22 protein-coding genes are annotated in these 23,044 nt (G+C 68.5%); 13 read left to right on the top strand and 9 right to left on the bottom strand.

Annotated elements, in window-relative coordinates; genetic code table 11:
- Together LR394_RS26730 and LR394_RS26725 are read right to left on the bottom strand one after the other, a co-directional pair.
- The coding region (locus LR394_RS26730; RefSeq protein WP_231447082.1) for an alpha-hydroxy acid oxidase at positions 1–660 on the bottom strand (660 nt) is incomplete at its 3' end.
- Between the two features lie 99 nt (positions 661–759).
- Positions 760–2,934 (bottom strand): beta-glucosidase, encoded by a 2,175-nt coding sequence (locus tag LR394_RS26725; protein ID WP_231447080.1) that lies wholly within the window; start codon positions 2,932–2,934, stop codon positions 760–762.
- Positions 2,935–3,160: 226 nt separating this feature from the next.
- Here LR394_RS26725 and LR394_RS26720 point away from each other — a divergent pair, with 226 nt between their 5' ends.
- Complete coding sequence (locus tag LR394_RS26720) at positions 3,161–4,036, top strand: AraC family transcriptional regulator (RefSeq protein WP_231447078.1); 876 nt, start codon at positions 3,161–3,163, stop codon at positions 4,034–4,036.
- 3 nt (positions 4,037–4,039) lie between these two features.
- Here the strand turns inward: LR394_RS26720 and LR394_RS26715 are convergent, their stop codons facing one another.
- Positions 4,040–4,594, bottom strand: coding sequence for a flavodoxin family protein (locus LR394_RS26715; RefSeq protein ID WP_231447076.1), 555 nt, complete (start codon positions 4,592–4,594; stop codon positions 4,040–4,042).
- Positions 4,595–4,868: 274 nt separating this feature from the next.
- Between LR394_RS26715 and LR394_RS26710 the strand changes: the two genes are divergently transcribed.
- Positions 4,869–5,897, top strand: coding sequence for a Gfo/Idh/MocA family protein (locus LR394_RS26710; RefSeq protein WP_231447074.1), 1,029 nt, complete (start codon positions 4,869–4,871; stop codon positions 5,895–5,897).
- 57 nt (positions 5,898–5,954) lie between these two features.
- Here the strand turns inward: LR394_RS26710 and LR394_RS26705 are convergent, their stop codons facing one another.
- On the bottom strand, positions 5,955–6,329 hold the full coding sequence (locus tag LR394_RS26705) for a MerR family transcriptional regulator (RefSeq protein WP_231447073.1): 375 nt from the start codon (positions 6,327–6,329) through the stop codon (positions 5,955–5,957).
- Positions 6,330–6,381: 52 nt separating this feature from the next.
- Here LR394_RS26705 and LR394_RS26700 point away from each other — a divergent pair, with 52 nt between their 5' ends.
- The 5 genes from LR394_RS26700 (at position 6,382) to LR394_RS26680 (ending at position 12,059) form a co-directional block, all read left to right on the top strand.
- Positions 6,382–7,314, top strand: a complete 933-nt coding sequence (locus LR394_RS26700) for an alpha/beta hydrolase (RefSeq protein ID WP_231447071.1) — start codon at positions 6,382–6,384, stop codon at positions 7,312–7,314.
- 424 nt (positions 7,315–7,738) lie between these two features.
- A complete protein-coding gene (locus LR394_RS26695; RefSeq protein ID WP_231447069.1) occupies positions 7,739–8,872 on the top strand; it encodes a hypothetical protein in 1,134 nt (377 codons plus the stop codon).
- A gap of 190 nt (positions 8,873–9,062) precedes the next feature.
- Positions 9,063–10,055 carry an LLM class flavin-dependent oxidoreductase gene (locus tag LR394_RS26690; RefSeq protein ID WP_231447067.1) on the top strand — a complete coding sequence of 331 codons (993 nt, stop codon included), beginning with the start codon at positions 9,063–9,065 and terminating at the stop codon, positions 10,053–10,055.
- A gap of 116 nt (positions 10,056–10,171) precedes the next feature.
- Positions 10,172–11,269 (top strand): EcsC family protein, encoded by a 1,098-nt coding sequence (locus tag LR394_RS26685; protein ID WP_231447066.1) that lies wholly within the window; start codon positions 10,172–10,174, stop codon positions 11,267–11,269.
- 94 nt (positions 11,270–11,363) lie between these two features.
- Positions 11,364–12,059, top strand: a complete 696-nt coding sequence (locus tag LR394_RS26680; protein WP_231447065.1) for an HNH endonuclease family protein — start codon at positions 11,364–11,366, stop codon at positions 12,057–12,059.
- Position 12,060: 1 nt separating this feature from the next.
- Here the strand turns inward: LR394_RS26680 and LR394_RS26675 are convergent, their stop codons facing one another.
- Both LR394_RS26675 and LR394_RS26670 read right to left on the bottom strand, forming a co-directional pair.
- Positions 12,061–12,402: a hypothetical protein gene (locus tag LR394_RS26675; RefSeq protein ID WP_231447064.1), complete on the bottom strand. Its 342-nt coding sequence runs from the start codon at positions 12,400–12,402 to the stop codon at positions 12,061–12,063.
- Between the two features lie 70 nt (positions 12,403–12,472).
- Positions 12,473–13,675, bottom strand: coding sequence for an MFS transporter (locus tag LR394_RS26670; protein ID WP_231447063.1), 1,203 nt, complete (start codon positions 13,673–13,675; stop codon positions 12,473–12,475).
- A 138-nt stretch (positions 13,676–13,813) separates the two neighbouring features.
- On the opposite strand from LR394_RS26670, the gene LR394_RS26665 reads away from it, so the two are divergent.
- Complete coding sequence (locus LR394_RS26665; RefSeq protein WP_231447062.1) at positions 13,814–14,161, top strand: hypothetical protein; 348 nt, start codon at positions 13,814–13,816, stop codon at positions 14,159–14,161.
- 11 nt (positions 14,162–14,172) lie between these two features.
- Here the strand turns inward: LR394_RS26665 and LR394_RS26660 are convergent, their stop codons facing one another.
- Positions 14,173–14,643 carry a MaoC family dehydratase gene (locus LR394_RS26660; protein WP_231447061.1) on the bottom strand — a complete coding sequence of 157 codons (471 nt, stop codon included), beginning with the start codon at positions 14,641–14,643 and terminating at the stop codon, positions 14,173–14,175.
- Positions 14,644–14,894: 251 nt separating this feature from the next.
- On the opposite strand from LR394_RS26660, the gene LR394_RS26655 reads away from it, so the two are divergent.
- The 3 genes from LR394_RS26655 to LR394_RS26645 are packed head-to-tail and all read left to right on the top strand — an operon-like array spanning position 14,895 to position 18,462.
- Positions 14,895–16,061 (top strand): thiamine pyrophosphate-dependent enzyme, encoded by a 1,167-nt coding sequence (locus LR394_RS26655; protein WP_407937133.1) that lies wholly within the window; start codon positions 14,895–14,897, stop codon positions 16,059–16,061.
- Positions 16,061–17,038 (top strand): alpha-ketoacid dehydrogenase subunit beta, encoded by a 978-nt coding sequence (locus LR394_RS26650; RefSeq protein WP_231447059.1) that lies wholly within the window; start codon positions 16,061–16,063, stop codon positions 17,036–17,038. The genes LR394_RS26655 and LR394_RS26650 overlap by 1 nt, the downstream gene beginning before the upstream one ends.
- Positions 17,038–18,462 carry a dihydrolipoamide acetyltransferase family protein gene (locus tag LR394_RS26645; protein WP_231447057.1) on the top strand — a complete coding sequence of 475 codons (1,425 nt, stop codon included), beginning with the start codon at positions 17,038–17,040 and terminating at the stop codon, positions 18,460–18,462. Before LR394_RS26650 ends, LR394_RS26645 begins: the two co-directional genes overlap by 1 nt.
- Positions 18,463–18,468: 6 nt before the next feature.
- Here the strand turns inward: LR394_RS26645 and LR394_RS26640 are convergent, their stop codons facing one another.
- On the bottom strand, positions 18,469–19,452 hold the full coding sequence (locus LR394_RS26640; RefSeq protein ID WP_231447055.1) for an AraC family transcriptional regulator: 984 nt from the start codon (positions 19,450–19,452) through the stop codon (positions 18,469–18,471).
- A gap of 135 nt (positions 19,453–19,587) precedes the next feature.
- Between LR394_RS26640 and LR394_RS26635 the strand changes: the two genes are divergently transcribed.
- Positions 19,588–20,448, top strand: coding sequence for an enoyl-CoA hydratase/isomerase family protein (locus LR394_RS26635; protein ID WP_231447053.1), 861 nt, complete (start codon positions 19,588–19,590; stop codon positions 20,446–20,448).
- Between the two features lie 191 nt (positions 20,449–20,639).
- A complete protein-coding gene (locus LR394_RS26630) occupies positions 20,640–21,515 on the top strand; it encodes a DUF4231 domain-containing protein (protein WP_231447050.1) in 876 nt (291 codons plus the stop codon).
- 5 nt (positions 21,516–21,520) lie between these two features.
- Here the strand turns inward: LR394_RS26630 and LR394_RS26625 are convergent, their stop codons facing one another.
- Positions 21,521–22,999, bottom strand: coding sequence for a TRAFs-binding domain-containing protein (locus LR394_RS26625; RefSeq protein ID WP_231447049.1), 1,479 nt, complete (start codon positions 22,997–22,999; stop codon positions 21,521–21,523).
- Positions 23,000–23,044: the final 45 nt, after the last annotated feature.

The raw sequence follows: 23,044 nt of genomic DNA, 5'->3' as shown, positions 1-23,044 counted from the left end.
CCGGGTACCCACGTTGAGCACGGTGCCGAGGGTGATCTGGGGCGGGATCGAGAAGCCATTGCGCTTGTCCCGCAGCCGAGCTCCCGCGACCGGGGTGTCGACGGTGAAGAAGAGGGTGTCGAAGTCGTTGGTAGCGGCGCGTTCGACCAGTTCGTAGCTGATCTCGCGCTGTTTCATCACGTAGAGCTGGAACCAGTTGCGGCCGTTCGGGTTGGCCGTCTTCACGCCTTCGATCGAGGTGGTGCCCAGCGTGGACAGGCAGAAGGGGATGCCGGCGGCACCGGCTGCACCGGCCCCGGCGATCTCGCCCTCGGTCTGCATCAGTCGGGTGAAGCCGGTCGGGGCGATGCCGAAGGGCAGGGCCGAGCGTCCGCCGAAGATCTCGGTGGACGTGTCGACGTCGGCTACGTCGCGCAGGACCTGGGGGTGGAACTCCACGTCCTCGAAGGCGCGGCGGGCGCGGTCCAGGGAGAGCTCGCTCTCGGCGGCGCCGTCGGTGTAGTCGAACGCGGCGCGTGGGGTGCGGCGCTTGGCGATCTTGCGGAGGTCGTAGATGGTCAGTGCCTTGTCCAGGCGGCGTTTGCGGCCGTTGAACTCGGGCTTCTTGAACTGCATGAGCTCGAAGACCTCAGCGGGCTTCGGGAACTGGCGTTGGACCACCGTGACTCCTCCATGGCGCGACGTTGCGCGAGAATATTATCGATAGGAGCTCCTGACCAGGAGTCCCCCGGGCGAACCAATCGCCCGGGGGACCCGCTTTCAGCGAAGGCCGAGCTTGGTGCTGAGCGGAAGTGACCGGGACGAATCGCCCACCTGCACGCGATAGGTGCCCGCGGGCGTCTGCCATTGGTGCTTCTTGCTGTTCCAGACCGACAACGGACGATCGCCCGCCTTCTCGTCGATCGTCACCGAGATCGTCTGGGCGGCTCCCGGCTTGAGGCTGACCTGGTCGAAGGCGACCAGGCGCTTACCCGGCTCCTGGGCTGCCGACGGCAGGGTCAGGTAGACCTGCGGCGTCTCGGTACCCGTCCGTTCGCCCGTGTTCCGGACCCGGAAGGTGACCTTGATGCCCTTGCCACTCACCGACGTCCTCAAGTTGTCGTACTTGAACGAGGTGTAGGACAGGCCGTGACCGAACTCGAACAGTGGGTCGATGTTCTGGCTGTCGTACCACTTGTAGCCCACGGCCAGGCCCTCGCTGTAGTCGACCTGGCGGATGCCGTTCTCGACCACTCCCGGGTACTGCTCGGGGGTGCGGGTGGGCAGGTCGGCCTCGGACTTCGGGAACGTCATCGGCAGCTTCCCGGTGAAGTTCACGTCGCCCCACAGCAGCGCGGCCAGTGCGTTGCCCTGCTGCTCGCCCGGGTACCAGGCCTGCACCACGGCCTTGACCTGCTTCAGCCAGGGCATGGTGACCGCGCTGCCGGTCTCCAGCACCGCGACGGTGTTCGGGTTGGCCTTGGCCACGGCGCTGATCAGGGCGTCGCCGTTCTGCTGCAGCGACAGGTTCGTCAGGTCGGCGAACTCGCCCATGCCGGACCAGCCGAACACGAGGACGATGTCCGCCTCCTTGGCCAGCTGGGTCGCCTGGGCGATGTCGTCGCCGTTGGAGTAGGTGACGGTGCTGCCGTTCTTCTGGGCCCTGGCCGTGATGCCTTCCAGGGGAGAGATCGGGGTGCAGGTGACGGCGGGGGTGGTGCGGAAGAGCATGGAGCAGGTGCTCTTGGCGCTGATCCCGTTGGCGTTCGGCTCGTTCGAGGCGGTCGGGCCGATCACCGCGATCTTCTGCTTCTTGCTCTTCAGGGGCAGGGCGCTGCGGTCGTTCTTCAGCAGCACCGAACCCTGCTCGACCACCCGGCGGGCGATCGCCTGGTTGGCCGGGGTGGAGGCGTCGGCGACGGGCTCGGCCGGTAGCGGGTTGTCGAACAGGCCGGCCTCGAAGTAGCTGCGGACCACCCGGAACGCGGCCTCGTCGATCTCCTTGCGGGTGGTGCTGCCGTCGGCCAGGGCGGCGTTGATCCGCTCGGGGGTGAACCAGATCGGGCGGTTGAGCTCTTGGTCCAGGCCGGCGTTCAGGCTGGCGGCGGTGGAGTGCACCGAGCCGAAGTCGGACATCACGTAGCCCTTCCAGCCGGTGTCCTGCTTCAGCTGGTCGAGGATCTCGTTCTCGCACGCGTACACGCCGTTGACCTGGTTGTACGAGCACATCACGCTGGCTGGGCGGGCCTTGAGGGCGATCTCGAACGGCAGCTGGTAGACCTGCCGGAAGGTGCGATCGTCCAGGTTGGAGGAACTGGTCTGGCGGTCGAGTTCCTGCTCGTTGGCCACGTAGTGCTTCAGCGTGGCGCCGACCTTGCCGTCCTGCTGGATGCCCTTCACCCCGGCCGCGGCCAGCGTTCCGCTCAGCAGCGCGTCCTCGCCGAGGTATTCGGGGGTGCGGCCGGAGAGCGGGGTACGGCCGCTGGCCAGACCGGGGGCCAGGAGCACGTTGCGGCGCTTGTTGAACGACTCTTCGGCCTGTGCCCGGCCTTTCTGCTGGGCGAGCTTTGCGTTCCAGGTGGCGGCCTGGGCGATCGGCGCGGCGAATGCGGTCACGCCGCCGGGGTTACGCACCGAGTCCGGGCCGTCGGAGTAGACGACCGTGGGCGTACAGGGCACCTGGACGGGGTAGGTGACGCCGTTGAACGTGGTCTGGGCGGGGCTGTTCGCGGCCTGCTCGTCCAGCCAGCGCAGGGTCTGCTCCAGGGTGCTGGCTTTCAGCAGCAGCCGGGCGCGTTCGTCGGCGGACTTGCGGGTGTTCATCCACGGGCAATCGGGTGCTGCCTGGGCTTCGGGTGCTGCTTGGGCCGGGCCGGCTGCCTGGGCCGGGCCGCTGAGGCCGAGCAGGGGAATGGCGACGAGTGCCGCGATGAGTATTCGGGAGTGACGGCGCATGGAGTGGGTCCTCTCCTCCTCGGGCCCGTCGTTGGGCCTTCACAGAAGATGTTTCGTTCCGGCGGGACGGGCCGGATAGGCCGCAAGGCGCCTGCACTAGGCCGAAATTGATCTGCCGACGAGAGGCTGGCCGTTCGGCGCGTTCCGCACCGGGGGTTTGTTGACTTGCCCGGATTGCCTACCTAGCGTGTGGAACGTTTCACTCAGGGCAGAGGGGGCTTCGGCCGTGCGGCTCGCGCAACCGCCGATAGAGAAGGTCGACGGGACGTTGGTGATCACCGACGGGTCGCCGGTGTGGTCCGGGCACTACCTGCACGAGCAGGACCACCCGGACCACACCCACAGCTTCGTCGAGATCGCGCTGGTGCTCGAGGGTTCCGGGATGCACCGATCTCCGGCCGGGCCACGCTTGCTGGAGGTCGGCGACGTGGTGCTGCTGCGGCCCGGGGCCTGGCACGGCTACGCGGACTGCTCCGGCCTGGTGCTGTACAACTGCTGCTTCTCGGTCGACCTGCTGCGTCAGGAACTGGCCTGGACCAGGGACGACCCACTGCTGGGGTATCTGCTCTGGACCGGGCCGTACGCCGATGACCGCCGCGGCATCATGGCCACCCACCTGCCCGAGCTGGCCGCCTGCCTACCGCACCTCGATGCCCTGAGCCTGCTGCGCGATCAGCCGGCCGGCTGGCACCGCGCCGAGATCATCGGCCGCCTCACCCTTCTGCTCGGCGTGCTGGCCCGGACCGTGGAGCACCCGGAGCCCGCCCGCGTCGCCCATCCGGCCGTGGCTCAGGCGCTGACCTTGCTGGAGGGCGATCCGGCGCATCACTGGACCCTCACCGAACTGGCCGCGCTGTTGCACGTGGCCCCGGCGTACCTGGTGCGGCTGTTCAAGGCCACCACCGGTCTGCCGCCGATGGCCTACCTGTCTCAGCATCGCCTGGAGAGCGCGGCCACCATGCTGGTGCGCACCCAGGACCCGATCACCTCGATCGCGCGGACCGTGGGCTGGCCCGACCAGAATCACTTCGCCCGGCGATTCCGCGCGCATTACGGGCTTTCGGCCTCCGAGTACCGGACGCGGTTCGGCCGGCCCGGCTGAGGATCAGTCGGCGGTGCGGCCGGCTTCGGTGCTGTCGGCTTCGGTGCTGTCGAAGGCGAGGGCGGTGCTGGCCAGGCTCTCGGCCCAGCGACGGGCCTTGACCAACTCGGCATCGGTGATCGGTCCGATCTTGCCCTTCACCGGGAAGGACCGGCTGTCCAGCACCCGGAGCCCGAGGCGCTGGAAGCGGCGCTCGATCGACCGGGCGGCCCGGCCCGGCAGAGAGAGGCTGACGTGCGTGTCGAAAGCGGCGGACAGCGTCCGGCCGGATTCCAGGCCGGCGAGCCACTCCCGCACACCGATGCCTTCCGAGCGGACGTGGGTCTCGGCTGCCGCGGCCATCATCTCGGCCTCACCGCGAGTGCTCGGACGGCTGAGCCCGTGGGCGTGGGTGGGTGCGCCGACCACCAGCAGATCGATGTCCGCGGCCAGGGTTTGCGGGGCTTCGCCGACTTCGCAGATCTCGGTCGGCATCACCGTGCCGATGCCTTGGGCGATTACCTCGGCCAGCTTCTCGGTGTTGCCGAACATCGATTCGTACACGACCAGCGCGCGCATCGCTATCCCTGAATCCGTTGTCTCGGGGGCGTTTGGTGGTGGTTTCAGGATCTGCCACGGATGTCGCGAACAGCAGGGGCGAACGTCCTGGGCCGGGTGTGCTCCCTCCCGGTCTCGAGGCAGTCGTTCGTCCCTGTTGTGCCTTCTCATCCCAACTTCGGGACCGCTCAGTTGCGCCCTGAGGATGAAGGCGCCACCCCGTCCTCAATGACCCCCTTGGCGCGTGCCAAGCCCGGTTCCGAGGGGCTTGCGGAGCCCACGTAGGCTCCGCCTCATGACTTTTCTCCCGACGCCGCGTGAACTGTCCCCGGCTCCGTCGCTGCGCTGGGGTCTGCTGGGCCCAGGCGGTATCGCCGCAAGCTTCGTCGACGCCGCCCATCGCCACTCCCAGCAGCGTTTCGTGAACGTTGCCTCGGGCAGCAGTCCCGAGCGGGCGGCTGCCTTCGCCCAGGCTCACGGTGTGACTCGCTCCTCCGCCACCTACGACGAGGTGCTGGCCGATCCTGAGGTCGACGCCGTCTACATCGCCACCACGCACGACAGCCACGCGAAGCTGGCGCTGCTGGCCATCGCAGCCGGCAAGCACGTGCTGGTGGAGAAACCGATCACGGTCACCCGGGCCGAGGCCGAGCAGGTGGTCGAGGCCGCGCGCGCCGCCAAGGTGTTCGCCATGGAGGCGATGTGGACGCGCTACCTGCCGCAGTCCGACGTACTGCGCCAGATCCTGGAGCGCGGTGACATCGGTGAGGTGCGGCTGGTCTCGGCCGACTTCGGTTTCCCGATGCCGTTCGACGCCTCGCACCGGCTGTGGGCGCCCGGTCAGGCCGGCGGCGCGCTGCTCGATGCGGGCGTCTACCCGGTCTCGTTCGTGTCCTCGGTGCTGGGCGCCCCCACGTCGATCCACACCGTGGGCACGCTCGCCCCGACCGGTGTGGACGAGCAGGCCACCGTGACCCTGGCCTACGAGAAGGCGCAGGGCGTCGCCTTCACCTCGCTGCGCAGCGCCTCGCCCACCCGGGCCACGGTGATCGGGTCCGAGGGCCGGATCGACGTCGAGGGCCCGTTCCTGGCGCCGAGCGCACTCTCGGTCACGCTGGGCCCGGGTTTCCCGGCGTCGGCGCAGAGCGCGCGGTTCTCCGGGGCGAACGGCCCGCAGGGCTCGGCCGCGCTGTTCTACGAGGCGGATGCGGCGGCGCGGTACATCGGCGAGGGCAGGCTGGAGTCGCCGGTACACCCGCTGGACGAAGTGGTTTCGGTGGTCGGCATCCTCGAGGATGCGCGTAAGCAGCTGGGTGCGCTCTAAATAGAGGACGCCGCCCGGCCCACCTTGGGTGGGCCGGGCGGCTTCATCCGGGTTCGGTCAGGCCTGTTCGGCCACCGAGGTGCAGGCCTCGGGGACGGTGGCCCGGGTGATGACCTCGTCCAGGCGGGCCCGGGTCTGCACGAGGTCGAGGATCTGCTGGTCGATCCGCTCGCGCTCGGCCCACAGCAGGCCCAGCGCCTCGTCGGTCGCCTCGGCGTTGTCCACGCACGGCAGGAGCACGGCGATGCTGCGGCTGGCCAGGCCGGCTGCGTACAGGCCCTGGATCATCTGCACGCGCTCGACCGCGGACTCGGGGTAGAGTCGCTGGCCGGCGGTGGTGCGCTCGGCCGGTAGCAGGTGGTGTTCCTCGTAGTACCGCAAGGCCCGGGTGCTGACGCCGGAGCGGCTGGCCAGCTCTCCGATGCGGATCATGTCTGCCTCTCACTTGCCCTTGACGCCAACGTCAGCTTTTAGCCTAGCCTGCATGCCGAACTCGCCCCTGGACCTGGAGCTGGCCGCCGTCCTGGCCCGGTTCACTTCTGATTCCCCCACGGATACCGGACCTTTGACGGTGGAGTCCATCCGCGCGTCCTCTGATCTGGCGGTTCGCACGTTCGGCGCCCTGGCTCCGGTGTTCCCGCAGGTTGAGCGCCGGGAGTTCACCATGATTGCCGACGATGGGGTGCCGGTGCGTCTGGTCTGGTTCAGCTCCACAGAAGCAGAGACGACCGGCTCGGCGGTGGTGCATGCCCACGGTGGCGGGCTGGTCTCCGGGAGTGTGGATCTCTTCGCGCCGTTCGTGAGCCGGTACGTGGCCCGATCGGGGGTGCCGTTCCTGTCAGTCGAGTACCGCCTGGTGCCAGAGGTTTCCGGTGACCGGCCGGTCCGGGACGTGTTCAACGCCCTGACCTGGCTGCACGAGCATGCTTGCGAGCTGGGCGTCGACCCGCAGCGAATCGGGGTGTTCGGGGAGAGCGCCGGAGGAACGCTGGCGGCAGGCACGGCGATCCTGGCGCGGGAACACGCAGTGCCCCTGCAGAAGCAGATCCTGGTCTATCCGATGCTGGACGACCGCACCGGGCCGAACCCGCCGATCGCGCCCTACGCGAGCTGGTCGCACGCGGGCAACGAGGTGGTCTGGGACGCGGTGCTCGGGTCGGGCGCCCGGAGTGCGCCGGTGGTTCCGGGCCGGCTCGTCGATGCCTCCGGGCTGGCGTCGGCGTACATCGATGTCGGCACCCTGGATCTGTTCTGCGGCGAGAGCATCGCCTACGCCGAGGTACTGAAGGCGGCGGGGGTAGAGGTGGAGCTGCAGGTGTACGACGGCGTGATGCATGGCTTCGACCAGGTGGCTCCGGACATCGAGGTGAGCCGGCGGGCCTTCGCGAACCGGGTCCGGGTGCTGAGCGCGCTGTGACCGGCCTTTTCGGAGTGATTTAGGGCGGTGCGGCGGGTTGATGACGTATGCCGGGATCGGGGATCGAAGATCAAGTTCTTCTTAGTGGCTGGAGAACGGCTCCCGGTGGGAAACGTGAAGATCCAACTATCGTTCGGGGTGCCGCGGGTCGGGTTCAAGGTGCTCTGTGGCATGAATAGGTTTGCTGGACAACAGTTTTCGATCAGAAGAAGCTGAATTGGACGCTTGTTCTTGAATGTCATTGGCCGGTGGTGGTTTTCCCGGACGGGTGGCGGGTGGTCACCGGATCTTCGCCGAGAGTCGTTAGGAACGGCTTAATGCCCAAACGATCTCCGGATATCCGGGACAGCGATTCGGTGGTGCTGCGTCACTGATCGGCGGCCCGACCTGCCGCCGTGAAAGCCCTGAATCGGAGGACAAGGAAATGGCTCTCACCAAGGCCCGGTGGAACACGATGACCCGCCGCCGCTGGATGTATGCCACGATCCCGGTCGCCACGGTCATCGTGGTCGGTGCTGCCCTGGTCGCCTCCCCGGCGACCGCGCAGATGGCGGGCGGCAGCGATGCCCCCGACACCACCGAGACCACGGCGCCCGCGCCGAGCAGCACGAGCACCGCCGAGACCGGCACCGAGGAGTGCGCGGTCGGCTCCGAAGGCTCCTCCGCCCAGCTGACCGACCTGCTGTCCGGCTCGCTGGGATCCCTGAACTCGCTCGGCAACCTGGGCCAGCTGACGTCGCTGACCCAGGCCGGTTGCGACGGTGACGTGGCGGTCTACTTCGACGACGCGCTGAGCCAGCTGCCGGCCGACCAGACCGCCTGGACCACGCCGTTCGCGTCCGAGGTCTTCGAGCACGTCACCACGTCGTTCGGCGGCGACTCGGCGTCTGCCCTGCCCGGCCTGTTCATGCTGCACGAGAACAAGCTCGACGCGGGCCTGCTCACCGAGGTGCTCGGTGGCCTGTCCGGCGTGGGCAGCCCGGTGGACGCGGTCTACGGCGACGCGCTCGGCGGCAACCTGCTCAGCGGGGCCACGCTCGACAGCGGGGCGGGCGCCGGCGAGGGTCTGCAGACCCAGCTGCAGGACGTCATCGTCAAGGAAGCCTGCGGCCAGCTGGTGGAGTCCGTCACCGAGCAGGCACAGCTACCGACCATCCCGGGCGTGGGCGAGGTCGGCTGGGAGAACTTCTGCGCCTTCGACTTCTACAACAGCACCGACCGCACCGAGGACGCCGACCGGATCAAGGCTGCGCTGACCGAGGCCGGCGGCACCGACGCAGCCGTGGTCAACGACTGGTTCCTGCCGCTGTCGGAACTGAGCGCGGGCACCGGCAGCGCCGGCGAGCTGTCGGCACTGACCGAGTACTTCAGCCTGACCGACGAACTGCTGCCCACCCAGGGCGACGCGAGCAAGCTCAACCTCGGCGAGCACGTGCTGTTCGCCAGCGCGGCGGCCGGTACCGACCTGACCGGCAAGGCGAAGGAAGCGTTCGGCAGCAAGTTCGACCTGGCGCAGTTCACCCAGGCCCAGAAGGACTTCCCCCAGCTCACGTTCTGAACAACGACGTTCGGCCGGTAGCCGGTCAGGGATGAAGCAGCAGCCGGCCCACGACGAGGTGGGCCGGCTGCTGCTTTGCGGGAAAAGAGTGCGGCTATGGGAGGCGAGCGCCCGCTGGGACCCGACCGCGAGCGTCCATTGGTTCATCGTTGTCCTTTCGATGCTGGTTCGCGAAGGAAGGACGACGGCCTTGACCGACCGTTCCCCAGTTGGCGCCCTGATCCACGGCAGCACCCCACCGGCCGAGCTGGCCGGGGCCTGCCGCGCGGTGGAAGACCTCGGCTTCGGCGAACTCTGGCTGGCGGAGGACTATTTCCTGCTCGGCGGCGTGGCCAGCGCGGCGATCGCGCTGCAGGCCACCCGCGAGATTCCGGTGGGCCTGGGGGTGGTGTCGGCGGTGGTGCGGCATCCGGCGGTCACCGCGATGGAGATCTCGACGCTCAGCCAGGCTTTTCTGGGCCGGTTACGGGCGGGCATCGGTCACGGGGTGCCGTTCTGGACCGGGCAGATGGGCCTGTACCCCAAGTCGCCCCTGAAGTCTCTGCGCAGCGTTCTGGAGAATGTCCGGGCCCTGCTGGACGGGAAGACGCTGAGCATCGAGGAGGGGCCGTACCACTTCGACCAGGTCGCACTCACGCATCCCGGCCCGGCCGAACTCTACGCCGGGGTGGTCGGGCCGAAGTCGCTGCAACTGGCCGGAGAACTGGCCGACGGCACCATCATGTCCGCGCTCACCTCGCCGGAGTACCTGCAATACGCCCGTGAGCAGATCGCGGAGGGCGCGGCGAAGGCGGGACGGGATCCGCAGGGCCACCAGCTGCCGACCTTCACGATCTTCAGCGTGCACGAGGACCGGGAAGTGGCGCGGGGCCGGGCTCGTTCGGCGCTGGCCTTCTATCTGCTGGCACTCGGGCCGACCGCGCTGACCGCAGTGCACGGCATCACCGAAGAACTGGCCGAGATCCTTGCTCTGCAGGACCTTTCCCAGATCGAGGCGGCGCTGCCCTCGGGGTGGGTCGATGCCTTCACCGTGTGCGGGAACCCGGCCGACTGCATCAAGCGGATCCAGGAGCTGCTTGATGCTGGGGCGACGTCCGTGGTTCTGGCGCCGTTCCCGGCCGAGGCCAACGACGAGATCCTCCAGCTGACCGCCGCGCAGATCCTGCCTCACTGGTCGAGCTGAACCTAGGAACCGGGCGGACTTCTGCGGTTTGATCGACACCACCCTTAAGGGACTGAACTCGCGATTTTTGGTGCATACCGGGCTCGAAGATGCACGGTCAGTTCTAGGATCGCGGTGTGGCTATCCCCTCGGAGTACGAGCGCGCGGCTTGGGACGACATCCAGCGGTTTCAGGGGCGCCCCCTTTCCCGGGTCATGCGGGCCGCCGGTGAGCAGGTGGCCAACGGCGCGGCGGGGATCGGCAAGCGCGCAGGCCAGTATCTGGAGAACCACTCGCGGGCCCAGGCGACCGTTGCGCGCGGACAGGCGATCGCAGCCAAGGGTGCGCAAAAGCTCGGCGCCGGCGCTCGCGGAGCTGGTGAAGCCCTGCCGGGCTGGAGCGCCAACGCGTTGCGGTCGGTACGGCAGACAGTCGGGCGGGTTTCCCGGGCCGGTCTGTCCTCGCAGCGGGTGGTGAAACTGCACCGCAAGCGGGGGCACGAGGTCGAGGTGCTGTCCGACGTCCGCCGGCTTGACCTGCAGCAGGTGGATGCGGTGCGTGGGCGAGGGGCCAGCTGGTACTACCCGGCCATGGCCGGGCTCTCCGGAGCGGGCGCGGGCCTGGTCATTTCCGGCGGTGAGCTGGCCACTGCCGTTTCGGCCGGGGCAGCGGCGGCGCCCTCGGGTGGTGCCATCGCCGGGGCGTTCATTGCCGACGCCGCCTTCGTCCTGGGGCTTGCGTCCCGGTGTGTCGGTCAGGTCTCGCTGACGTACGGCTACGACCCTGAGGAACCGGCCGAGAAGCTGTTCGTGATGTCGGTGGTCAACTTCGGCACGGCCTCAACCGCTGCAACGAAGACCGCTGCCATGTCCGACGTCTCGCGGCTGACGCAGGCGCTGGTACGGGGCAAGACCTGGGAGAAGCTCAACGAGTCGATCGTTTCCCAGGTCGCCGTGCGGTTCGCGGACGCCTTCGGGGTGAACCTGACCAAGAAGGGCCTGGGCAAGGCGGTTCCCGCGGTCGGGATCGTGGTCGGCGGCGCGCTGAACTGGACCACGCTGGAGGGCATCGTGGATGCCGCGGACATGGCCTACCGGCGCCGGTTCCTGCTGGAGAAGTACCCGCAGCTCGATTCCGAAGAAGTCGTCGTCGAGGTCGAGGATCTGGAAGAACCGGAAGAAGGTTTCAGCGTGATCGCCGAGATCACCGATGCGGGTGGCCCCGACCTTCGTTGATCCGGGTCGTCCGGCCACTCGCGAGCTGTCGGCCTGGTTTTCGGGAGGAGCGAGTACCTTGCCAGGGCTGTTCGTTCTCCGGGAAGGTGCTCACATGCATCGTCGCGCTTCCGTCGTCCTTGGCCTGGCGGCCGTTCTGCTTGCCTCGTCGATCGGTACGGGCCCGGCTCGGGCGAGTGCCGAACCGCAGGCGCTTCAGACGGCTGCGGCTCGCACCACCACGGGCAAGGCGTTGCTGGGCAAGCTCAAGGTGCAGCCCGAGCACCGGGGTGACTACCAGCGCGCGAAGTTCGGCGAAGAATGGCGCGACGTGGACAGGGACTGCCAGGACACCCGCTCCGAGGTCATGCAGCGAGACTCCAAGGTCAGGGTCACCTTCTATTCGGCCAGGAAGTGCGCTGTGCGCACCGGCAAGTGGACGTCCCCGTACGACGGCCGTACCTGGACCGACGCACAGAAGCTGGAGATCGACCACGTGGTGGCGCTCAGCGAGGCCTGGAAGTCCGGCGCCGCGAAGTGGAAGAAGGGCAAGCGCCTGAACTACGCCAACGACCTCGGCTACGTCTGGACACTCAAGCCGGTCACTCGCAGCGTCAACCAGGACAAGGGCGATCAGGACCCGGCCGAGTGGCTGCCCGCCAAGAACCGCTGCACGTACGCCCGGCAGTGGGTGGCGATCAAGTACCGGTGGGGCCTGAGCATCGACACCGCCGAGAAGCGGGCGCTGACGAAGCTGCTGGCCGGGGACTGCGGGCGGCTGAAGATGAAGCTCCCGGCCCGGGGCAAGTGATTCACATCGTGCGCGCGACCCATTCCGCCACCGGTAACCCGTAGATCTCGCCGGCGCCGCCCACACTGCCGATCGACAGGACCGAGCCGACCGAGCCGATGGACAGCACCGAGCCGACCGAGAAGGCCGACGCAAGGCTGCCGACACTGGCCACGGACGTGACGCTGAACAGCGACGCCGCGCTGAAGCTGCCCGCTAACGACAACCAGCTGAACACCGACAGCGCCGAATTGGCCGAGGCGAAGGAAGCCAGGGAACGGTGCGACTTCGGCAACCGCTCGTGGCGCTGAGGCTGACCGGCGGCTTCGGGCGAGCCGTACTCGGGTTCAGGGGTTTCGGTCATCGAGGTCTCCTCCGTGAGGTGCCGGACTGGAGAAAGTATGACCTGAGGACGTCGGCGGGCGGCTGGGCGGCTAGGGGCGGAGTTCGATGCGGCGCAGGGAAGGCACCCGCGAGGTCACCAGCATGACGCTCGCCGCCACCAGCCCGCCGCACAACGCGACGCCCGGCGCCCCGAACAACGCGGCCAGGAGCGGTGCGCTCAGCTGACCGGCGGGGAAGGACATGGTGGACCAGAACTCGTCGTGCGCGCCGACCCGGGAGAGCAGGTGCTCGGGGATGAGGGTGTTGTTGACGGTTTCCCAGACCACGGTGAAGAAGTCGACGGCGATTCCGGCCAGGAACGAAGCGGCGACCAGCGCCCAGAGACCCGCCCCGGCTCCGAGCAGGATCAGCGGCAGCGCGGCCAGGGCCATCGCGGACAGGGCTGTGCCCATCGGCCGGCGCATCATCGGCACGCGCACCAGGACGACGGTGGCGCTCAGGGCCCCGACGCCCTGCGCGCTGAGCACCAGTCCCCAGCCGCCGGCACCGAACGTGTCCTGCGCGATCACCGGTCCGAGGATCAGCCAGAAGCCGCGGTTGGTGGCGTTGAAGACGGCGAAGGCCAGAGTCACCGCCCAGATCCAGGTGTGGGAGTGGAAGTAGTGCCACCCTTCGCGTAGCTCATCGGCCATGCTCGTGGTGGTGCGATTGCTCAGGCCTGGCAGTGCGACGCGGGCAAAGCAGGCGGCCGCCAGGAGGAACGAGGCGGCATCGATCGCGACCGCCCATCCGGCGCCCACGGATGCCGTCAGGACTCCGGCGGTTGCCGGCCCGACGATGCGCCCGAGGTTACGGGCCGAGGCGAGCAGGGAACTGGCCTGCTGCAGGCCCGGCCCGCGGGCCAGGTTGGCCAGGATGCCGCGCAGGGCCGGGGTGCTCAGCCCCTGCATGACTCCGTTGACGGCGGCGAGCGGCAGGATCAGCGCCGGATGCTGGTGGGTGAACAGCAGGACGGCGATCCCGGCCTGGGCCAGGCCGGAACCGAGACTGGCCCGGGTGAGGATGGTGTCGCGGCGGTAGCGGTCGGCGATACCACCGCCGAGCAGCATGGTGGCGACCATCGGGATCAGGACGGACGTAGTGACGGCGGACAGCCAGGCGGCGCTGTCGGTCAGCTCCAGGACCCCGAAGGCGATCGCGACCGGCGACATGAAACTGCCCAGCAGCGAGACCGTGCGGCCGGCGAAGAACCAGCGGAAGGCCGTCGAGCGCAGCGGATCGTCCCCGGACACGACGTGTCACCTTGCCAGCCAGGCACGGCCCGGACAACTAGGCGTGACGCTGCGTGTGCGACTCCTGCTTAAGATCTACGGCAAGTTCGCCCCGTCGCCGGATGTGCTCCCGCTTCGTGCTGGCGCACAATGAGACTCGTGAACTTTTCCGATGCCGGACCAGCCGGTCGAGACGTCCCGGAGCCCGCCACCGGCGACGGGCTGACGGTGCGTTCGCACGAACTGAGGCACGTGTTCACGCGCTACCCCTGGATGGAGGAGGAATGGCAGCAACTGCCGGAGAGCTCCCGCCAGGCGTACGACGGGTGGGTGTCGGACAGCCGTACGAAGTACCAGGCCTCGCATCGCGCGAATGTGGTGGCCCGGCGAACCTACGTCGGCAGGCCCTGGACGAAAAGCCGTTTCGTGCGTCTGCGGCAGGGTTTCGCGGACTTCTTCAACCAATCCCCGGACACCAGTGGGAACAGTGCCATGGGTGGTGTTTAGGGCTGGCCTGATCAGGGCTGCATCCGCACCAGGGTGGCCCGGGTGGCGCGGGCGACCAGCACGTCGTCCTGGTTGTGGCCGACGTGCTCCAGGGTGACGATTCCCTCGCCCGGGCGCGAGGTCGACTCCCGCTTGTGGACGATGTTGGTGGAGGCGTAGAGCGTGTCTCCGATGAACAGCGGCCCCGGGAAGGCGATCTCGCTGAACCCGAGGTTGGCCACGAGCGTTCCCTCGGTCAGCTGGGCCACTGACAGGCCGACGATCGTGCTCAACGTGAACATCGAGTTGACCAGGCGCTGGTGGTACGGCTCCTGGGTGGCCGCAAAAGCCGCATCCAGGTGCAGCGACTGGGTGTTCATGGTGAGCGTGGTGAACAGGACGTTGTCGGCCTCGGTGATGGTGCGCCCGGGCCGGTGCAGGTAGCGCGCACCCACCTCGAACTCCTCGAAGTACAGGCCACGCTGCTCGATCTCACGCGTCACGCAGGCATCCTCAGGCCGGCCGGCGCTCGCGGCGCCAGAGACATAGGGGAGCGATCCCGACGGCTGGATCGACCCGTCCTGGTTCGCCCGTTCTGGTGATCAGGCCGTCCGTCCACGAACTCAACGGTACCCAGATCACGTTGCCGCGGGCTACATTGTCCGTGATCCGCCTCACCCGGGGGATCAACGGCACCATCCGCGGGCATCGTGACGGCCACCCCTCGTCGCGGCGCCCAGCACCAGACCTGGTGATGGATGCAGTGGAGGATGCAATGGAGCATTTTGCGCACGTCGGCGGCCAGCTACGAAGTACCGAGCCGGTCGGTCTCCTCGCCCCGGACGGTGGGCTGAGCGAGACCACGGACTGGCCCCCGGACCTGGTGCCGCATCTCGACGTCACCCCGGAACTGGTGCGTGACCTGTATCGATGGATGCGGCTGACCCGTCGGCTGGATTCCGAGGCATTCGCCCTGCAACGTCACGGCGAGCTCGGCCTGTGGGCGCCGAGCCTGGGGCAGGAAGCCGCGCAGGTCGGTTCGATGACCGCGCTCCGGGCCACCGACCAGGTCTTTCCGAGCTACCGCGAGCACGCGGCCTGCCTGCTGCGGGGCGTCACTCCGGCGCAGATGCTGGAGCAGTGGCGCGGGGTTTCCGGCTGCGGGTGGGATCCGGCCGAGCTGCATCTGAACTCGTACTCGGTGGTGCTGGGGGCGCATCTGCCGCACGCCACCGGCTATGCCATGGGTGTGCAGCGCGACGGTAGTGACGAGGTGGTGGCGGCGTACTTCGGTGACGGTGCTTCCAGTCAGGGCGATGCCAACGAGGCCTTCAACTGGGCGGCTGCTTGCGGTGCGCCGGTGCTGTTCTTCTGCCAGAACAACCAGTACGCGATCTCCACCCCGACCCGGCTGCAGATGCGTACCCCGGTGCATCAGCGGGCTCGCGGCTTCGGCCTGGAGTCGTTCCTGGTGGACGGCAACGATGTGCTGGCGGTGCACGCGGTCACGAAACTGGCGGTTGGGCAGATCCGTTCGGGGGCCGGGCCGGCGCTGATCGAGGCGGTGACCTACCGGATGGGTGCGCACACCAGTTCGGACGACCCCACCCGGTACCGGGATCAGGCCGAGAGCGATGCCTGGAAGCTGCGGGATCCGATCGCCCGGGTGGAAAAGCTTTTGGACGCTCGTGGCTGGGGATCGCCGCAATGGCGAGCTGAGCTGGACGAAGAATGTGATCGGCTGGGTGCGGAACTTCGGGACGCCTGTCAGTCGTTCGGAAACGTAGAGCTGGGTGGGATGTTCGACACTGTGCTCGGGCGGCGGACGGATCTGCTGTCGGCGCAGAAGGCTGAGTACGCCGATTTCGTGGCCAGTTTCGACAGGGTTGACGGCGCGGCCGAAGCTGAGGGGGTGGCGTGATGGCCCGGCTGAGTCTTTCGGCGGCGTTGAACTCCGGCCTGCGGCAGGTGCTGGAGGACGACCCGAAGGCGGTGATCCTGGGTGAGGACGTCGGCCCGCTGGGTGGGGTCTTCCGGGTCACCGACGGGCTGAGCAAGGACTTCGGGTCGGACCGGGTGATCGACACGCCGCTGGCCGAGTCCTCGATCGTGGGCACGGCGATCGGGCTGGCGATGCGCGGCTACCACCCGGTCTGCGAGATCCAGTTCGACGGCTTCGTCTACCCAGCGTTCAACCAGATCGTCTCGCAGCTGGCCAAGATGCGGGCCCGTACCGGTGGCCGGGTGCCGTTGCCGGTGGTGGTGCGGATTCCCTGCGGGGGCGGGATCGGCGCGGTCGAGCACCACAGCGAGTCCAACGAGGCCTACTTCGCGCACACCGCCGGGCTGCGGGTGGTGATCTGCTCGGACCCGCAGAGCGGGCACTGGATGCTGCGGCAGGCGATGGCCTGCGGGGATCCGGTGATCTTCTACGAGCCCAAGCGCCGGTACTGGGAGAAGGGCGAGGTCTCGGCCGACCTGGCGCTGGCTCCCGCCTTCGACCGTGCGGTGGTGGCCCAGGCCGGGTCCGACGCCACGGTGGTCTGTTACGGCGGCATGGTGGCCACCTGCCTGGAGGCCGCGGCGATCGCAGCCGAGGAGGGCCGGTCGCTGGAGGTCGTCGACCTGCGTTCGCTGTCACCGCTCGACCTGGACACGGTGTGTGCCTCGGTGCGTAAGACCGGGCGGTGCGTGGTGGTGCACGAGGCGCCGGGGTTCGCGGGGCTGGGCGCCGAGGTGGTCAGCGGGGTCACCGAGCGCTGCTTCTACGAGCTGGAGGCGCCGGTGCTGCGGGTGACCGGGTTCGACCTGCCGTATCCGCCGGCCAAGTACGAGAACCAGTACCTGCCGGACGCCGACCGGGTGCTGGCCGCCGTCGACAAGCTGCTGGAGTTCTGATGGGTGTGGCCACCGGTCGTCAGTTCCTGCTTCCGGATGTCGGGGAAGGGCTGACCGAGGCCGAGATCGTGAACTGGCGGGTGGCGGTCGGTGACCAGGTGAAGGTCAACGATCCGCTGGTCGAGATCGAGACGGCCAAGTCGCTGGTGGAGCTGCCGTCGCCGTACGCCGGGGTGGTGGGTGAGCTGCTGGTGGCGGCGGGTGAGCTGGTGCCGGTGGGTACGCCGATCGTGACCATCACCGAAGATGGGCAGATGGCCAAGCCCGAGAAGCCAGCTGATCCCGGTATCGGCAAGCCCGACGACGAGCGGCCGCCGTCCACGTTGGTCGGCTACGGGCCCAGCCACAGCCGCGGGCGCAGCCGCCGACGTCCGCCGTTGCCGCCCTCCCGTCAACCGCAAGCCGCCGCCCCGAGCCCAGCAGCTACGTCCCCCATTGGATCTGGACCGCAGCCTGCGGCGCAAAGCCAGCCATCCACGTCCCCTGTTGCTGCGCGGGCGGAGGGGGAGCGGCCGCGCGCCAAGCCCCCGGTCCGCAAACTCGCCAAGGACCTGGGGATCGACCTGGGAGCAGTGATGGGCAGCGGGCGCGAGGGTGTGATCACCCGGGAGGACGTGCTTTCTGCCTCCGAGCGGCCGGCGCAGGTGAACGGGTCGACGGATCTGGCCCCCAGCGATTCGGCCGAGTGGAAGGTGGAACTGCCAGCCGCGGCGCGCACCACGCACGACGACGAGCACATTCCGGTGCGGGGTGTGCGAGCGGCGACCGCCGCGGCCATGACGGCCAGCGCGTTCACCGCCCCGCACGTCACGGTCTTCCACACCATCGACGTGACGAAGTCGGTCAAGCTGGTGGACAAGCTGCGGCGGGACCAGGCGTTCGAGGGCTCACGGGTCACGATCATGCTGCTCGCCGCCCGTGCCCTGTGCCTGGTCGCACATGAGTATCCCGATCTGAACGCCACTTTCGACCAGGCCGCCAAGGAGATCGTGCTGCATCACCGGGTGAACCTCGGCGTGGCGACGGCCTCGGAACGCGGTCTGCTGGTCCCGACCGTGGAGGATGCCGGAGCGAAGGGCCTGCCGGCGCTGGCCCGTGAGCTGACCAGGGTGACGGAGCTGGCGCGGGCGGGTACGGCGAGCCCGGCGCAGTTGACGGGAAGCACCATCACGCTGACGAACATCGGTGTGTTCGGCGTTGATTCGGGCACCCCGATCCTGAACCCGGGGCAGAGCGCGATCCTGTGCCTGGGGTCGGTGCGGCGTGCTCCGGCCGAGCACAAGGGCCGGGTGGAGCTGCGCTGGACGACCCAGCTGGCGATGTCGTTCGACCATCGCATCATCGACGGGCAGCAGGGGGCGAAGGCGCTGGCCCGGATCGGGGCGATCCTGCGCAACCCGAGGCGGGAGTTGCTGCTGGTGTGAGCGCGATCAGGCTCGGGCGTCGACCACCAATGCGGACTGCTGAGGAAAGCCCAGCCGGAAGTCGGTTTCGTGCTTCACCCGGGCCTCGGCCCGGTAGCGGCCGGGCGTGCGGCCGTGAGCCCGGGTGAAGGCGCGGGTAAAGGCCGGGACCGATCCGTAGCCGACGCTCGCCGCGATGTTCTCCAGCGAGTCATGGGTATCGCGCAGGTGAACCGCCGCCAGATCCATCCGCCACACCGCCAGGTAAGCCGCGGGCGTCGTCCCCACCGCAGCGGGAAAGCGCCGGGAGAGCGTTGCCCGCGAGACCGAAATGGCCTGCGCCAAGGACGAGGTGGTCCAGGATGTGGCCGGGTCCTGATGCAGGTGCTGCAACGCCCGGCCGACGACCGGGTCGTAGAGTGCGCCGAGCCAGGTGCCGAAGCATTCCGGTGGGCTCTCAGCCAGCCAGGCCCGCAGCATCTCCACCAGCACGATGTCCACCAGGCTCTTCAGGACGGCGGCGGTACCGATGCGCGGCTGAGCCACCTCACGGGCCAGCATGCGCACGGTGTCGTTCAGGCCCGCCGTCCCGTTGTCGGCTCGCACATGCACGAGTCCCGGTAGCCTCGGCAGGATCTGGGTGAGGGTGGCCGGATCGCTGTCGTAGTGGATCGTGACGATGCGGGTGGTCGCGGGCGAGGTGCCCAGGCTGATCACGTCGCCGGAGCCTCGTCCCCGGGCTGTCGCGTACTCGCAGCCCTTGCGCCCGTCTCCCGGTTCGTTGCCGAGACCGTGCGGGGTACCGGCCGGGAGCAGGACCACATCTCCGGCCGCCAGTTCCACCGGCTCACTTTCCGGCGTGCTCAACCAGGCGCTGCCCGCGGTGATGACGTGCAGAGCCGTGCCCGGATAGTCGTCCAGCACGACGGCCCAGCTCCCGCCCGCCTCGATCCGGGTGCTCAGAGCTCCCCGGACCCCGGAGATGGCCAGGACATCGGCAAGAGGATCCACCCGCAGGAGTGTACGGCGTGAGGCAGACGATCAATTTATCGACGCTTGTGGGCATGGATGGCGTCTACGGCTGCGGCTTACGGTCCATAGGCCGCGAGAGATCGTCTCCCGCGGCCTATGGAGAAGGAGCACCACATGGACTACAACGCCTGGGCCGGAATCCACGTCACGGTGACCGACGGGGTGGCGACCGTGACGCTGGACCACCCGCCGCTGAACCTGATGGACGGGGTGCTGCTGCCCTCGCTGCGAGGCTTCGTGCACCAGGTGCGGGCCGACGCCGACGTGCGCGTGATCGTCTTCCAGAGCGCCGACCCGGAGTTCTTCAGCGCTCACGGGGACATGGCGTACGTGACGGACCCGCAGGCGCTGCCCGCTGCCACCCAGGCCGCGATCGATGCGGCGCCGGGCGCCGAGATCCCCGAAGGCATGAACATCCTCGAGGCGCTGAGCGAGGAAGTGCGCAGCCTGCCCCAGGTCACCATCGGCAAGCTCGCCGGTCTCGCCCGGGGCGCCGGGAACGAGTTCCTGATGGCCCTTGACCTGCGGTTCGCGGCCATCGGACGCTCCGGTCAGGCCCAGCCCGAGGCCCACCTCGCGATCGTTCCCGGCGGGGGTGGCACCCTGAACCTGACCCGCCTGGTCGGCCGGGCCCGCGCCCTGGAACTGCTGGTGGGCGGCCAGTTGGTCGGGGCCGAGGTGGCCGAACGCTACGGCCTGGTCAACCGTGCTCTGCCGGCCGACGAGATCGACGAGTTCGTGGACACCCTGGCGCGACGCATGGCCAAGGTGAAGCCCGATGTCGTGGCCGCGCTGAAGACGACCGTCGAGACCGTGGCCCCGGCCGTCCCGCACCAGGCCTACGCCGTCGAGAACGCCTCGCTGTACTCGCTGTTCACCGAGGACATGGTCGATCTCGCGCACCGGCACCTGGCCGCCGGGGTCCAGACCCGCGAGGGCGAACTGAACTACGAGGCAGTCGTCGACACCCTCTGACGCAGGTCGCGAGTACCGGGCCGGGATCGTGGACGCGCGAGCCCGGCCCGCTCCGCCGGGAACGGCATTGGAAAACGCTGATGCGCAGGAACTCTCAACGCCTTCGGCCAAGGGTCCGCTACGCGGCCGGTGCCGGGCGGTCTAGGCTGAGGCAGTTCGGGCGTAAGGGCGACAATGGGGGCGTTGCGGCAATGACGGACGAAGACCTTCCCGAGTGCTTTAAGGGGGCCGACCGGGCCTCGCTCGCGGGGCAGAAGCTGACGCTGCGCTACACCGCGCTGCGCCTGGGAGGAAGTCTTCTGGCCGCGCTCGGCGGCGCCGGATCGTTCGCCGCCGGTGACGTCGATCTGGCGGCGATCCTGATCCTGATCGGCTTTCTGGTGGCCGCCGGTGCTGAACTGGCGCTGTGGGCCCAGGGGCCGGAGCGCCTCTGGTACCAGGGGCGGGCGCTGGCCGAGTCGGCCAAGACGCTGGCCTGGCGTTATGCCGTCACCGCCGATCCCTTCCCGGCCGACCTGCCGGACCAGGCCGCGCGAGACCTGTTGCGGGCGCGGATCGGTGACCTGTGGCGGCAGATCCCCGATGTTCTGGTGGAGATGGCCAGCGGCCCGATGGTGACGCCGAAGATGCAGGAACTGCGCGAGGCCTCGTTCGAGCAGCGGCGTGCGGCCTACGTCGAAGGGCGCACTCAGGAGCAAGCCGCCTGGTACCGGCGCAAGGCCCGGCACAACCTCCGGCGTACCCAGGCCGCCCGGTTCGGATTGCTGGCGCTGGAGGCGTTCGCGGTGCTTTTCGCCGCGCTGCGGCTCTTCGCCGGCTGGAACTTCGACGCCGCCGGATTCGTCGGCGCGCTGATCGCCGCCGGCACGGCCTGGATGGCGATCAAGCAGTTCGGGACGCTGGCCGCCTCCTACGCCGTGGCCGCCCGGGAACTGACGTTGCAGGCCGATCGGCTGGGCGAGGTCGAAGAAGCCGAGTGGGCCGACACGGCCGCTGATGCGGAGGAAGCCATCAGCCGGGAGCACACCATGTGGCTGGCCTCGCGCAGCAGCACCGCCACCGTCTGAACAGTTCAGCCGGCCTCCTCGACCCCGGTGGCCAGGAGTTCGTCCTTGATCTCTTTCACCCACGACAGGTCGGTGTCGGTCATCAGTTCCTGCAGCAGACTGAGGGTGTCGACGGTGGTCTGGCGTTGCCAGGCCTCCGAGGGAACGGCGCAAGCGGCCGACGCGACTTCCAGGGCGCTCTCCTGATCTCCTTGGAGAACCGCCAGTTCGAGGCGGGTGGCCCTGACCCAGTAGTCGTTCGTGTCCAGGTGAGCCGCCCGCTCGACGCTGAACCGGACCACCGGCAGGAGTTTGGACTGTTCGTCCAGAGCTGATGGGGTTCCCTTGGCCAGCAGCAGGATGAGTGCGTTGATCCCGGGGTAGAAGTCACGGGGATCGGTTTCGAAGCCCTTGCGGTAGGCGTTCAGCGCATCGTCGAGCAGGCTTCCCTTTGACAGCCGATGAGCCTCCCGGGCTTCTCTCCAACGCGCCTTGTAGATCCGCCCGCGCAGTCCGTAGGTCTCCGAACTGGGGCCCTCGTCCTTCTCCACCTCTGCGAGCAGGCGCAGCGCTTCGTCTCGCTTGAAAGCACGTTCCGGGTCGTCCTGGTCCTCGGACAGCCGACCGTAGGCGAACGCGAGTAACTGCCGGGCCTTTACCTGCTGCTGAATCTCCCCGGAAAGTTTCTGGAAGACCTTGACCATCTCGGCCCAGTTGCCCAGGGAGCGATGGGCCAGGAGTAGCGCCATCGTCACTCCGTCGGGGGTTTCGTCTGGCAGTGAGGAAACTCCGAGGGCATCCAGTTCCCGGCGGGCCTGCGGTCTGGTGCTCTCTGAAGCAGCCAGCAGACGCACTCTGGTGAGAGCGTCGATGGTGGAGCGAGTGACCTCCGCCTGGGTATAGAAGCTGGCAGCGGCCTCCTCTGGCAGCTTTGCCGGCTTCCATTCTTCGATCAACTGGAACAGGGGACTGTCCAAAGCGGCCCTGCGAGCGGCACCCTTCCTGTCGATCACCGGCATCCGGCGTTGGGCTCGCTTTTCCTTGAGTCGCCGGCCGACCTCTTGCCTCAGGGCTTGAGAGGCCTCGTCACTGAACTGGTTGTCCGCGCCCAGTTCGTAGCCCAAGGAGCGCAGCGGAGCGACGTCGAAGGGCAGCGGCCTGCCCATGGCGTGGACGAGCAGGGTGCTGTACGGCCGGGCGGTGTGCCGCACCCCCAATTCGTACAGCACGTTCGCATTGGCGGCGGTCAAGTCGGCCACGGCGTAATCACAGATCAGCAACCGCTCGAACATCGGCTTGTGAATGATCCCGCCCAGGGCCTCCTCATCGGCCCGGATCGGCAACAGACCTGCGTCCTCGATCCCTGGTTTCAGGGCGCGCTCGTACACGGCGTCGAAGTCGAGTTCGGGTCCACCCGCCGGAACGGGCTTCTTTCCGAACGGCATCAGGACGAAACACAGCGGCGCCCCCGCAGGCGTGGTCTGTTCTGCATCTTTGCCGGTCATACCCCGTGACCTCCCCTGGGCAAGAAGGTCTACACCCTAGATGCC

It is taken from the genome of Kineosporia babensis (assembly GCF_021129305.1).
In the GTDB taxonomy this organism is placed as follows: domain Bacteria; phylum Actinomycetota; class Actinomycetes; order Actinomycetales; family Kineosporiaceae; genus Kineosporia; species Kineosporia babensis.
Note: the sequence above shows the minus strand (reverse complement) of the source record. Positions and strands in the feature narration are given on the sequence as shown.